Source organism: Paraburkholderia strydomiana (assembly GCF_031456815.1).
Lineage (GTDB): Bacteria > Pseudomonadota > Gammaproteobacteria > Burkholderiales > Burkholderiaceae > Paraburkholderia > Paraburkholderia caledonica.
Window position 1 is genome coordinate 93,832 of record NZ_JAVDVL010000019.1, and the last position, 12,107, is coordinate 105,938.

The 12,107-nt window shown below is 64.7% G+C and carries 13 protein-coding genes; 11 read left to right on the top strand and 2 right to left on the bottom strand.

What is annotated here, in order from left to right:
* Window positions 1-21 precede the first annotated feature (21 nt).
* The 10 genes from sctP (at window position 22) to J2W46_RS31870 (ending at window position 7,395) form a co-directional block, all read left to right on the top strand.
* Window positions 22-651: a type III secretion system protein SctP gene (sctP, locus tag J2W46_RS31825; protein ID WP_310359480.1), complete on the top strand. Its 630-nt coding sequence runs from the start codon at window positions 22-24 to the stop codon at window positions 649-651.
* 41 nt (window positions 652-692) lie between these two features.
* Window positions 693-1,946: a type III secretion system cytoplasmic ring protein SctQ gene (gene sctQ, locus J2W46_RS31830; protein ID WP_310359483.1), complete on the top strand. Its 1,254-nt coding sequence runs from the start codon at window positions 693-695 to the stop codon at window positions 1,944-1,946.
* A complete protein-coding gene (gene sctR / locus J2W46_RS31835; protein WP_310359486.1) occupies window positions 1,924-2,592 on the top strand; it encodes a type III secretion system export apparatus subunit SctR in 669 nt (222 codons plus the stop codon). The genes sctQ and sctR overlap by 23 nt, the downstream gene beginning before the upstream one ends.
* An 8-nt stretch (window positions 2,593-2,600) precedes the next feature.
* Window positions 2,601-2,864, top strand: coding sequence for a type III secretion system export apparatus subunit SctS (sctS, locus tag J2W46_RS31840; RefSeq protein WP_310359487.1), 264 nt, complete (start codon window positions 2,601-2,603; stop codon window positions 2,862-2,864).
* Window positions 2,861-3,871, top strand: coding sequence for a hypothetical protein (locus J2W46_RS31845; RefSeq protein WP_310359489.1), 1,011 nt, complete (start codon window positions 2,861-2,863; stop codon window positions 3,869-3,871). The genes sctS and J2W46_RS31845 overlap by 4 nt, the downstream gene beginning before the upstream one ends.
* A gap of 125 nt (window positions 3,872-3,996) precedes the next feature.
* Window positions 3,997-5,292 (top strand): type III secretion protein, encoded by a 1,296-nt coding sequence (locus J2W46_RS31850; RefSeq protein ID WP_310359491.1) that lies wholly within the window; start codon window positions 3,997-3,999, stop codon window positions 5,290-5,292.
* Complete coding sequence (locus J2W46_RS31855) at window positions 5,276-5,518, top strand: hypothetical protein (protein WP_020070027.1); 243 nt, start codon at window positions 5,276-5,278, stop codon at window positions 5,516-5,518. Before J2W46_RS31850 ends, J2W46_RS31855 begins: the two co-directional genes overlap by 17 nt.
* 100 nt (window positions 5,519-5,618) lie before the next feature.
* On the top strand, window positions 5,619-5,873 hold the full coding sequence (locus tag J2W46_RS31860; protein ID WP_020070028.1) for a hypothetical protein: 255 nt from the start codon (window positions 5,619-5,621) through the stop codon (window positions 5,871-5,873).
* 132 nt (window positions 5,874-6,005) lie between these two features.
* Window positions 6,006-6,455 (top strand): CesT family type III secretion system chaperone, encoded by a 450-nt coding sequence (locus J2W46_RS31865; RefSeq protein ID WP_310359493.1) that lies wholly within the window; start codon window positions 6,006-6,008, stop codon window positions 6,453-6,455.
* Window positions 6,456-6,639: 184 nt separating this feature from the next.
* Window positions 6,640-7,395 carry a response regulator transcription factor gene (locus tag J2W46_RS31870; RefSeq protein WP_310359495.1) on the top strand — a complete coding sequence of 252 codons (756 nt, stop codon included), beginning with the start codon at window positions 6,640-6,642 and terminating at the stop codon, window positions 7,393-7,395.
* An 85-nt stretch (window positions 7,396-7,480) separates the two neighbouring features.
* On the opposite strand, the gene J2W46_RS31875 is transcribed toward J2W46_RS31870, so the two are convergent.
* Entirely contained in the window at window positions 7,481-8,590 is a 1,110-nt protein-coding gene (locus tag J2W46_RS31875) for a TIGR03118 family protein (RefSeq protein WP_310359496.1), read from the bottom strand.
* 264 nt (window positions 8,591-8,854) lie between these two features.
* On the opposite strand from J2W46_RS31875, the gene J2W46_RS31880 reads away from it, so the two are divergent.
* Window positions 8,855-10,582: a hypothetical protein gene (locus J2W46_RS31880; RefSeq protein WP_310359499.1), complete on the top strand. Its 1,728-nt coding sequence runs from the start codon at window positions 8,855-8,857 to the stop codon at window positions 10,580-10,582.
* Window positions 10,583-10,727: 145 nt separating this feature from the next.
* Here J2W46_RS31880 and J2W46_RS31885 read toward each other — a convergent pair whose 3' ends face one another.
* Window positions 10,728-11,882, bottom strand: coding sequence for a sensor histidine kinase (locus J2W46_RS31885; protein WP_310359501.1), 1,155 nt, complete (start codon window positions 11,880-11,882; stop codon window positions 10,728-10,730).
* Between the last annotated feature and the right edge of the window lie 225 nt (window positions 11,883-12,107).

Here is a 12,107-nt window from a genome sequence, read left to right on the forward strand (position 1 = left end):
GACGGCATGAGGGCAGACTGAATGTCGACATTTTCACGCTCCATGCGACGCCCCGCGCGCGTCATCGCACCCGATTCGACGGAATCGGGCGGCGTGTCCGGTTCGGGTTTCGCGCCGGGGTCCGCTACTTCGAGCGAACGTACGCGGCGCGCGTGCGGCTTCGACTATGCGGCGCTGGTTCGACGCGAGAGCGTTCCGGAACACGGCGCGCTTGCCGACAGCAACGCGGATCCCTTCGCACTCGAAGACGAAGAACGCGACGCCGATCAGCACCGCGCACCGGACCGGACGACCGTCGCGGGCCGCGTCGGCGCCGGCAGCGCCCCGGTGATCGAAGCGGTCTATATGCAGCAGCAAGGCTTTATCGAACTGGCGGCTTCGATCGCGCGCGAGGTCGCGCGACTATCGGCGAATCGCTTCGTCGCCGAATCGGGCAGTTGGGACCTGACGATGCGGCTCGATCCAAACCTGCTCGCGGACACCGTGCTCAATCTCACGCTTTCGCCCGCCGGCCTGTCGCTTCGCTTCGACGTGCAGGACGCCGAGGCAAAGCAATTACTCTTACTGCATAGCGGCATGCTCGAACGGCAACTGAAGGCGCTGCTCGACAGCTGGAGCGAACCGAGTTCGCTGACGTTGACCATCTGGTAAGTCCCGCCCTCCCTACTCATGGCTTCACGCTGACTTCCGCAATGCTCGAAACCCGGCCTCGCTCTCTCGCCGGCCTACTGCCGGCCATCCCGCCCGCCGACGCCTGCGCCGCGCGCCTGCTTTGCGACGCGCGCAACGTCGACGCATTGCGCCGGCTCGGCCGGCTCGATGCCGTGCATGTCTCGCACGTGGATGCGCGCGACGCCGCGAGCGCCGAACCGTTAGAGGATGCCGGCCGGATCGTCCTTGCACATCTGTCGGGGCAACTCGCGCTTCATGTCGATCTCGCGCGTTACCCGTCGCTGCAGATACTCGCCACGCCCGCCGAGGCGGACCACAGCGGCACGCAGCAGAGCCTGCGCAATGCGATTGCGAACGCGCTGCTTGCGCCGCTCGTCGACAGCTTCAATGCGAGCGGCGCAGGCACGTGGCGCGTGGCATCCGTGCAGCGCGCGACGAAGGAATCGGCCACGTTTGAGTCCGACAACACAGCGCGTCTGCGCATCGCACTGATGCGCGAGGGCGTCGCATACGAAACGCTGTTCGATATCGCACTGCCCACACTCCGGCTGATCGAAACGCGGCTCGCGTCGTTCGGCAATCAGCAGCGGCGCTGCGATCCCGACGCCTTCGCGACGCTCGGCATACCGGGGCGCATCGCGCTCGGCGCGCGGCGCGTGTCGATCCGTGCGCTTCAAAAACTACGTCCCGGCGATGTGCTGTTACGCACGTTCAGCCGCGCCACCGTGCTCGGCTTGCGCGGCCACGGCCCCTTGCAGCTGCGCGCCGCGTGGGGCACGCCGGGCCTACGCTGCATGCTGGCCACGGTCGCGCTCGACGGCGCCCTTCTCACCCTCAACGACGACCCCATCATGAGTGAAGAAACCCTGCAGGTCGAAGGCGACGAGTTGCCGCGAATCGACTACGGCGACGCTCCGCTGGACGATGTTCCGCACGAAGCCGCTATCGCGACAGGCACCGAGGCGCCGACGAAGTCCGAAACGGAAGAGGAAGCCGAAGCGGAAGCCGCACCGTTCACCCGAACTTCGCCTCTCGACATCGGCGAACTCGATCTGCCTGTGCAGTTCGAGATCGACACGCTGGCGTTGCCGCTGTCGCAAGTCGCAGCGCTGCGGCGTGGTTACGTGATCGAGCTCGACACGCCTGTGACGGACGCCCGCATCAAACTCGTCGCGCACGGTCAGACGATCGGCCACGGCGAACTGGTGAGCGTGGGCGAACACCTTGGAATCCGCATCACGGGGATGGCCTATGCCAGCGACACAGACCGGTGACATCACCGGATTGCTGATCGTCGTTCTGGCGATCAGCATCATTCCGTTCGTGGCGATGGTCGTCACCTCGTACATGAAGATCGTCGTCGTGCTCGGGCTCCTGCGCAATGCGCTCGGCGTCCAGCAGGTGCCGCCGAACATGGTGCTCAACGGCATCGCGATCATCGTCTCGGTGTACATCATGGCGCCGATCGCGTTCACCGCCGCCGGCGCGATGCAAGGCAGCAGCGGAGCGAACACGAGCGGCAGCACGGTCACGCAGACGGTGACGCAAGGCATCGCCGCCGCGCGCGAACCGTTTCGCAACTTCTTGAAGGCTCATGCGCAACCGCGCGAGCGGCAGTTCTTCCTGCGCTCGGCGAACGCGATCTGGCCAAAGGAACAGGCGAAGGCGCTCAAAGACACCGACATCATCGTGCTCGCGCCCGCCTTCACGCTGACCGAGCTCACGGATGCCTTCAAGATCGGTTTCCTGCTGTACATCGCGTTCATCGTGGTGGACCTGATCATCGCCAACGTGCTGATGGCAATGGGCCTGAGCCAGGTGCAACCGACCAGTGTCGCGATTCCATTCAAGCTGCTGTTGTTCGTCGCGATGGACGGCTGGTCGACGCTGATTCACGGCCTCATTCTCGGCTATCGCTAGGAGTTCCCATGAACATCGACGCGCTGCTCGGCCTCGCGACGCAGGGGCTTCTGCTGTGTCTTTACGTGTCGCTGCCGATCGTGGTGATCGCGGCCGGCGTGGGCCTCGTCGTTTCATTCCTGCAGGCCGTCACTTCGCTGCAGGATCAGACGCTGTCGTTCGGCGTCAAGCTGGTGGCAGTCGTCGTCGCGCTCGTCGTGGCCGCGCCCATTTCGGCCGCCGCCGTGCTGCGCTTCGCCAACCAAATGTTGCAGGCCGCGACCTCGCAATGACGACGGTCTCCGCCCAGACGCGCGCGGCGCAAGCCGGCGCGTCCACCGAAACGTCAGCGGCGAACCGCGCGAGCCACGACGCGTCGCATACACAGGCCGTGCGCTTTTCTGCCGTCTACAAGAACAACGTGACGTTTGCGCACGCGCATCACTCGCATCATCTCGCGCAAGCGAACAGCGCGAAGGCGCGCCAACTTGCGGCCGCGTTGCGCAAGCGTCAGGCGGCTGCGCGAGCCGCAGGCAAACGCTTCGCGCCGTCGCAACGCGCTGCGTCGACTGCGCACGGTGCGCTCAAAGGCGCTCACGCGACCAGCGCGAAAACGGCGCGGAGCAAGGTGCAAGCCGATCGCGTCACGCGCGACGGCGGCCGGCAAGGCGGCGGCGGTGGCGGCGGCCAGCCGCAGCAGGAAGGCGGTCAACAGAACGGCAAGCAACGCGACAATCCGCACGATCATGATCAGGATAGCCGCGACGATCATGACAGCGCGTCCGGCGGGGTCTTTGCAGCCACTGCCGTTGAAGGCGTCAGCGCGATTACACCGCCGCGCTCCAGTGCCGCGCGCGGCGGCGAAATACGCGCTGCAATCGGCGAAGCGCTGCTCAAGTTGCGTGACGATATCGCGGCGGGAAACGTGCCGTCAGCCGATCGCGCATTGCAGTCGCTGATGCAGCGCATCCACACGTTGCGCGCCGCCGAAGGCGCGCTTGCGCCCAGCACGTCGGCGGCGAGGCGCGAACTGCTCACCACAGTTTCAGAGCGTCTCGCGCAAACGGCACTGGACGCAACGCGTACGGCCGGCTCAACGCAACAGCTCGATGCGCGAGGCGCGCCAAGCGCCCACGGTTCGACCGCAGGTCTTGCGCAGCGCGTGAATCTGCTGGCGAACCTCGTCCTGCTCGTGCTTGAACGCCCGAACACGCCGGATCAGGCCGAGCGCGCGCGTCATCTGAACGCGGCCCTGCTTGGCGCGATCGAAGCGCGGCTGCGCGCCGCGTCGCGTGCCTGAGTGGCGTTTCGTGCGGCCGTGGACGGCTTCGCAAACGCGGGCACGTTGCACGCGGATATCGCTAATCTGGACTGCGTGGCGTGTCGATCCGATGCGCCGAACGATCTTCGCCTAAGTCTGAAACCATGAAACTGCTGCGCATCCTGACAGGTAACCATGCCGGCGCGGAAGCCCGCCTCAGCACGGGCGCTCACCGGGTCCACTCCGACGACGATGCCGACATCCGCATCACCGACTGGAGCGGCGCGGCAGTCGTGCTGAACGTCGACGAAACCGATGTAGTGACGGTTACGCGCATCGAGCCCGCGCCAGTCAACGCAGTACCCGCAATGGACTCGACGTACTCCGCCGCCGCTCACACCGACGAAGCCGCGCATCCGGACGCGCTCGACCCCGGCGTCGTGCTGATGACCGACTTCGTGCCGATGCAGTTCGACCAGACGGTTCTATGCATCGGTCCCGACGACGCCGTGTGGCCGAGCGATCTCGCCCTCCTCTCGACGCTGCTGGTCAAGCCCGAAAGCGCCGACGATCCCGCGCACGAAACCGCCGCCGGAAGCGGTCAATGGATCATCAAGCGCAAGCTGGTGACAGCCGTGGGCGCCGCGTGCGTGATGCTGGCGATTGCGTCGGGCGTGGTGTCGATGGCGCTAAGCACGCGGGCCAAGGCATCGTTGCCGCCGCCCGACGTCGCCGCCGCCGAACAGGCCAACCGCGATCTCGCGGGCGCGCGTCTGACCGGTCTGCATGCGACGCTCGACGGCCACGGCGGCGTGCTGGTGACAGGGCTTGTCTCCAGTGCCGGCGACGACCTGGTCGCGCAGCGTCTGCTCGAACACATCCAGGGCGCGCGCGTGACCCGCCAATACGGCAACGCCGACGACACGGCGCGCGGCATCAAGGAAGCGATCGGCATGGCGAACGTCGACGTGCATTACGCGGGCAAAGGCGTGTTCGCGATCACGGGTACGGGTGTCGACATCGACGGCGTGCAGCAGGCCGTGCAGCGCGTACGCGCGGATCTCGACGCGAACGTGAAGGAACTGCGCATCGACGCGACGGGCAGCGACGCGACGCCCACCGCCGAGGCCGACGGTCAGTACACGACCGTGGTGTCGTCCGATCGCGTGCGCTATGCGCAGACACCGGATGGCGTGAAGCACATCTTCATCCTCGCCGACGACCCCGCCGATGCGCCCATCTCCGCGAGCGACGCCGCAGCGAACGGCGACAGCGATGGCGAACGAAGTCACGGACTGAGCGGCGCGGCGCCCGAAGCCGCCACGCAAGCGGGCACACAAGCCACCGCACAGGCCGCCGCACAAGCCGCCGCACAAGCCGCCATGCAACCCCCTCAATTGGCAGCCGTCCCGGCAGCCGGACCTTCTGTCACGGAGAAATCTCATGTATCAGGCAATTGAACGTCATGCGGCGAAGTTCAACGATCTGCAAGGCCTCGTGCGCGCGCCCGATGCCGATGCGCAAGTCGCCGTGTTGCGCCGCGCGCTCGAAGAAAGCGCGGAGGAACTCAATAGCCGCACCGACGGCTCGCCGGAAGACCGCAATGCGCGCGCAAAGATCTATCGCGGGTTGCTCGCGGCGAGCCGGATCATCGCTCAACTGCGCGAAGACGCGCTCAATGGCTGAGTTTCGACGCAACTGCGTCGAAACGTTTGTCCCCGCACTACGCGGGATTCCGATGCCGCGGCCACTCCGGTCCGGCCGTTCATTTCAAGGAGTGTCAATCATGGGTTCAATCACGAGTGCAGCGAGTTCCCTCGGAGCAGGCGCAGGCACTGCGGCGCAGGCCACCGCGGCCGGCAAGGCTGAAGATCTGTCGTCGTCGGCCGGCACCGATTCCGCGGTCAACCAGATCAACGCCAACGCACAGGATCAACTGAAGATCGCGCAGGCTCAGTCGAACGCGAGCGTGCTGCAAGCCGTCGGCGAAGCGCTGAAGTCGGGCGCATCGAGCCTGACGAAGGCCGCGCAGGCAAGCTGACGCCTGGCTGGGGACGCGCTCCACGTGCGTTGCAGCAGGCTCTTTCTGGCGCGTTCGCCCCGGCGACACGCGCCTTTTCAATTCCGGCGTCGAGCACGCCGGGTTTCAACATCAACCAGAGTCGGACACGCCGTGGACATCGATTACTACACGCCGCTGATCGAAGATCTATGCACGACGGTCGGCCTGCCCGACGCCGGCCATGTGCTCGACACGCGCTCGATCGAAGTAGAAGGTTTCGACGTCCGGCTCGATCATTTCGCTAACGACACCGGTCTTTACATTGTGTTCGAGTTCGGAACAGTCGCGCCGGAGCGCGTGCTTGGTGTTTATCGGCTGATGCTGGAAGCCAACCTGCTCGTCTATGCGCAGGACCAGGCGCAACTGGGCGTGGACAGCGACACGGGCAGCTCCGTGCTGGTCGTGCGCGCGGAACTGTCCCAGCTGAACGGCGAAACGCTCGCCGACCTGCTTGCCCACTATGCGGAACACGGCCGCTACTGGCAGCAGAACATACTTCAAGCCACCGACGAGCAGTATCAGGCCGTCGCGTCAGGCGCCTTCATGTGGATTCGCGCTTAATGCGCATATTTGCGCGCGCGGAAGCCGCCGTCCCACCGGCGTTTCGGCGATCGAAAAACTAAATGGAATAGGACTCGACTATCGCGTGTTGTGTGATCAGGAGCGTGAGACGAAAGCCGCGCCGCCAGAACGAAAAACATGTCTGGCGCGCGCCTCGGTCAGACATTCTCATCTTGGAACGATCATGCAAATCGCCTTGCTAACGCGCAACGACTCGACCTTTCGACGGATCAAGAATGCTTTCGAAGCGGACGGCATGCCCGACTGTGTTCGCTATACCGATGAACTCGGCCTGATTCGCTCACTCGAGCGCAGTCCGCCGGATCTCGTCATCATCGAATCGGAGACGGAGTTCTCCACCAGCAATCTCGTGCTCGCGTGGCGGGCGTGTCATTTCAGACAGGACTTGCCGGTCATGATGATCGGCCAATGGTGGGACTCGGTAAGCATGACGAACGCACTGCACGCGGGCGTCGACGAAATCGTCGTGGGCGAGTTTCGCCTCGAGGAAATAGTGGCGCGCGGCCGTCACGCGGTGGAGCGCCGGCGCGGCGAGCGCACGGCGCAGAGCATTATCACGCTCGGCTCTTCGACGCTGTACCGGGCGACACGCGAGTTCGTCACACTCGACAAACGCGTGCGGCTCACGGCGCGTGAGTTCAGCATAGCGTGGCTGTTCTTTTCGCATCCCGGTGCGCTCATCACGCGCAAGGAACTGGCGCACGCGGTGTGGGGAAAGGAGCTCGATATTGCTGGGCGTTCGCTCGAACAGCATATCTACAAACTGCGCGCCAAACTGGAACTGGACGAACACAGCGGCCTCACACTGCGCACCGTGTATTCGCTCGGCTACATGCTCGAACAGATCGAAGCGCCGCATCGCCGGGATATCTGCACGACGCGTGCGCCACGCGCGCGAATGGCCGAAGCGGTGTCGTGACACTTGCCGGCCATTGCGCGTAACGCAGCAGGGAACACGGCCTTTTGGCGACCCGCAGCGCGGGTCGCCATCTCGACGTTCAGCGTCAGTTGGCCAGATCGATACGGCCATACACGCCTGCAACTTTCTTGTTCGGGCCTGCAGCATAGAACAGCGTCGTTTTGGGCTGATTCAATACGCCGTTGCCGAACGAGAGCCCCCACAAGCCGGTCTGCTGGAACGCCGTGCCGTCTTGCAGCGTGAGCTTGCCGAGCGGCTTGAGCGAGACTGGATCGAACGCGTTGATGTTACCGTCGCCGAAATTGCCGATCAGAATGTCGTTGCTCAGCGTGCCGAAACCGGCGGGCGCCTCTGCGACTGCCCACGGCGCGTTGAGCACGCCACCCGCTGGAATCTGTTGCAGCAGATTGCCGTTCAGATCGAATACGTCGACCACGCCGAGGCCCGCGCCCGTCACCTGAACCTTGCGGCTCGCGTCCTGCTGCGCATATGTCACGAAGATTTTCGAACCGACTGCCTGAATGCCGAACGGAGCAAAACCCGCCGGTACAGATGGGTCCTTGAACGTGCCAGGCAGCGCGATTTTGTTGAACGCCGCATCGAACACGTCGACCTTTGCGTTGTGAAAGTCGGTTGCGTACAGCAGATTGCGGCCGCCGTTGCTGGCGAGCGTCAGGCCTTTGTAGATGGCGCCACCGGCCGCGTCGTCGAACGCGGTAACGGCTGCGGTCGGCAACACTTTCGGCGACCACGCGGCGATCGTGCCCGCTTCCGTCGCAAACATGAACACGGCGTTGCTCTTCGCAGAGCCGTCCGGCGTCGCGATCATGAAGTCCGTAGCCGTGCCGTTGAAGACGATGCCGGTCGGCCCCGCCACGCCGTTGGTGCCCGGCGGAATCGTCACGATCAGCGATTGCGGCACGCCGTCGCCGTCGAACAGCACGGACTTTTGCGAGCCGTTGCCCGAGACCCACGCGGCGCCGGCCGGATTGAACGCGATACCCCAGCCGTTCTTCAGATCGGGCGCGGTGTTGGGCGCGGCGACGCTGCCGTCGGACACCAGCACCATGGACTTGAATACGCTTGCGTTGGCCGTCTTGCCGTTGTCGACATGATCGCCGCCGCCACAGGCGGTGAGCGTCAATGCGGTAAGTAGAGCGGCTGCTGTCTCGAGTAACGCGGGTTTATATTTCATTCGAATCTACCGTCTGTAAAGTTGAAGGGATGGGCTGCGACGAGGGCGGCCGGCCAGGAATCGTCGTATTGCAGAATAGAGTTCGAGTGAGCCGCGTTTGGCGGCGATGCCGAAGGTCTGCGCGGTTTGGCGAAGGAGTGCATTGCATCCGGGCAGTCCGCGCGCAGCTAGTTCGCTGGCGCGCTTATGACTTCGCGCGATCGAGGGGCGCTCATACGTTAGCGGCTACCGTTGTCTGCATGAATGCGACCGGAGAGCCTCCAGATGATGCGTGTCAATGGAATGCCCGCAGCGCCTGATTCAGCGACGCCAGCCGCGCAGGACGACAAGCCCGCGAGCGGCCCGACGTCGAATGCTCCGGCGCGTGCGCCGGTTCCGGCGCAACTTGCTCCATACAAGCCAAAGCGCGAACCCGTGCAGCCCGGTGCCTACCGCGATCAACTTCTGAAGGGGCCAATGGGCGCGATCGGCAAGCTCGCGTCGCCGCCCAAACCGCAGCCCGCAGTCGACGACATTCACAATTTCGTGCCGCCGAAGGGCAGCGCCGGCAAGAGCGTGTTCAACGCGATCAGGCAAGCTTTGGGCAGCGGACAGAAAGGCTTCACGCCGCTCAACCTTGCTTCCAAAAAACCGCTGACGGGCGTGCTCGGCGCGAATTCGCGCGCGGCCGGCGGCAGCTTCGTGTACGACGCCCACACCGCACACGAGATCCCCGGCATGATCGCGAGCGGCGCATCGGCCGTGGTCGCGCATCAAACCACCAAACGCTATGAGCAGAAACTTGCGGCGATGCTGCGCGAAGATGTGCTTGCCTTCGACGCGTTGCCCCAACCCGCGCCAAAGGGCATTCCGATGAAGGGTATTTCATCGTCCGAGCAAGGCGGGGTCGCGGCGAGCCATGACGAAACGCAAGCCCAAACGCAAGCGCCGACGGAAGACTTGATGGCCACGACTGAGCCCGTCCGCACGAACGCACCCGAATCAGCCGTACACAAAACCAACAGATATCTGCCGACCACACCGGAGAACATGATCGTCACGCGCCAGCACGGCGAATGGCAATACGACAAGGCGAAACTGCTGCGTGCCGCGAACGATCCGGCTCATCCGCAGCATCAACGTGCGCGCGATGTGCTCACGACCATGTCCATCGCGGAAAATCAGGGCAAACGGCGCAGAGGCGCGCTCTATGAGAGCGCGACATCGGCGACGGCGGCGGCGGCCGGCGCGGTGCTCGCCGCAGGCACGCATGGCGCGGCCACGCCGCTGATCGTCGCTGGGCAATCGCTCAATGCGGTGAAGGACGCGTTGGACATAAGGAAATTCGCGCTGGAAACACGGCAAAATCTGCGCGACGAGAAAGCCGACGACGTACAGCGTCATGTCACGCAATTAGCCAGCAAGAGCGAGGCCTTCGACCACGCGCCGCTCGAAGCACAAGCCGGCGTCTACGCGAATATGTACGACAACGCCCGCCGCAAAACGGCACAGCAGCACAATTTCGGTTACCGGCTGCCCGGCTCGCTGATCGACGATCGCAAGGCTGGCGTCTATAAAACCGCGGCAACCGATGTGGTCAGCGCGCACATCGCGGAGATCGCGCAGAAGGCAATGCGCCGTGCGCGACCCGAGATGCTCGGTCAGTTGCACGGGACCAGCAGCGAGCCGAACCTCACGCGTTCAGCGCGCGAAAAAGCTGCGCTGCAAAAGATCGAAAGCGATCCGCAATTGCGCGCCACGCTCACGCTGCTCACCGACGCCGGCATGCCGCGAACCGACGCGGTCAGAGCGATGATGCGCCTCGCCGCCGACGCGCTGAAACCCGCCGAAGAGAAATCGGCGAAAGCAGAAGCGCAAGACCCGAGTGCAATGTCCAATGATGAAAAGCTCGAGAAGATTGCGGGCATGATCGGCGAGCCGGGTCTTAAACCGGCTGACGCCGCGAAGGAGTCGAAGGATGCGATCAAGGGCGCGTTGCGGCTGCGCTCATAAGGCGTCGGCGCGAACGGATGTGAGGTGTTCGGGCATCTTTGATAACGCTGGGCGCCCTCACACGCGACATAGACGACTGCACATGAAGCTCCAGCTACGACACGCGAGTTCGCGCGGAGCATTTCTATCGAGCGCTGTTTGATGCTCACGCTACCGCGAGAGGCAGCGTCAATCTTGCTTCGAGTCCGCCGTTACGGCGGTTTTCCAGTTGCAGTTCGCCACGCATCGCGAGCGTAAGACGTCGCGCGAGCGTGAGGCCCAAGCCGGACTCCGGCGCACGCGCTGTCGTGCGCGGCGCGCGATACCAGGGCGCGAATACGGTCTCCATTTCGGCCGGCACGATACCCGGTCCGGAGTCGACCACGGCCAGCACCACCCGCCGTGCATCGACGCGCACGCACAACCGCACGGCGCTGTCATAGCGCAACGCGTTGTCGATCAGATTGACGAGCACGCAGCGCAGCGCATGCGGGCACGTTACGACCGGACACCCTACCTCGCCTTCGAGCTCGACCGAGCGGCCGGCGTCCCTGTAGTTATCGACGAGCGCACCGATCAGTCCGTCCGCATCGAAGCATCGCAACGGTTGTCCGGCCCAGCATTGCATTCGCGCGCAAGCGAGGCTTGCCTCGACCAGTTCGCCCATCTCGGCGAGATCGTGCTCGATCGCGTCGCGCACATTGCCATCGTCGAGCCGCTCACAGCGCAACGCCATACGTGTCAGCGGCGTGCGCAGGTCGTGCGCATATGCTGCGAGCACGTCGAGCACCTGGGCGACGCGCTCGGCGTCGTAGCGCTGCGCGCCGTTGATCGCGCGTACCAGGCGCGCGACCGTGGGCGGCCCGAACTCGGCCAACGCTTGCGGCAACGTGTCCGTGCTGCTGCGCTGCTCGATTGCGGCGGCGAGGCGCGCGATGCACGAACGCTGCTCGTACGCATATACCCACAGCGCCGCCGCGAGCAGCCCGAAACCGATCGCGACGAGGCAGACGACCGGCAGCAGGTTGCTGTCGGCGCGGCACGGCCGCGTGTAGAGCATCGCCGCGTTGGCAGCAGGTGCGCTTATCGTGACGAGCAGCGCAACGAGCAGCACGAACATCGCGATTGCGCTGATCCGCTGCGATTGCACGCCCGTGCGAATGGCGCGAACGGTGCGAACCGCACGAGCGGCGCTCGCCGCGGGACTGGGCGGAATCGCGCGAGCAATCCTAAACGAGGAGTGTCTTGCCGCGCGAGTGCAGATTCGCAGCACGGATTCCTCAAAGGCCTCGCGCGACACGGTCGAATGGATGAAGGTCATCGTCGTTCTCCTGACGCCGCCACGTCGGACGGCATAGGAGACATGAGAGCATGCGGCATGGCGTTCGCACCATCAAACGAGAGGTCGCCCACCCCCTACGAAGGTTTGCCCTCGCCATGCACTGGTGTCGCTGGTGTCGCTGGTGTCGCTGGTGTCGCTGGTGTCGCTGGTGTCGCTGGTGTCGCTGGTGTCGCTGGTGTCGCTGGTGTCGCTGGTGTCGCTGGT

Excerpts from the sequence above, each read along its gene's own strand:
- J2W46_RS31870 (WP_310359495.1), top strand. The coding sequence starts at position 6,640 with ATGCAAATCGCCTTGCTAACGCGCAACGACTCGACCTTTCGACGGATC.
- J2W46_RS31845 (WP_310359489.1), top strand. The coding sequence starts at position 2,861 with ATGACGACGGTCTCCGCCCAGACGCGCGCGGCGCAAGCCGGCGCGTCC.
- sctR (WP_310359486.1), top strand. The coding sequence starts at position 1,924 with ATGCCAGCGACACAGACCGGTGACATCACCGGATTGCTGATCGTCGTT.
- J2W46_RS31855 (WP_020070027.1), top strand. The coding sequence starts at position 5,276 with ATGTATCAGGCAATTGAACGTCATGCGGCGAAGTTCAACGATCTGCAA.
- sctS (WP_310359487.1), top strand. The coding sequence starts at position 2,601 with ATGAACATCGACGCGCTGCTCGGCCTCGCGACGCAGGGGCTTCTGCTG.
- J2W46_RS31860 (WP_020070028.1), top strand. The coding sequence starts at position 5,619 with ATGGGTTCAATCACGAGTGCAGCGAGTTCCCTCGGAGCAGGCGCAGGC.
- sctQ (WP_310359483.1), top strand. The coding sequence starts at position 693 with ATGCTCGAAACCCGGCCTCGCTCTCTCGCCGGCCTACTGCCGGCCATC.
- sctP (WP_310359480.1), top strand. The coding sequence starts at position 22 with ATGTCGACATTTTCACGCTCCATGCGACGCCCCGCGCGCGTCATCGCA.
- J2W46_RS31885 (WP_310359501.1), bottom strand. The coding sequence starts at position 11,882 with ATGACCTTCATCCATTCGACCGTGTCGCGCGAGGCCTTTGAGGAATCC.
- J2W46_RS31850 (WP_310359491.1), top strand. The coding sequence starts at position 3,997 with ATGAAACTGCTGCGCATCCTGACAGGTAACCATGCCGGCGCGGAAGCC.
- J2W46_RS31880 (WP_310359499.1), top strand. The coding sequence starts at position 8,855 with ATGATGCGTGTCAATGGAATGCCCGCAGCGCCTGATTCAGCGACGCCA.
- J2W46_RS31875 (WP_310359496.1), bottom strand. The coding sequence starts at position 8,590 with ATGAAATATAAACCCGCGTTACTCGAGACAGCAGCCGCTCTACTTACC.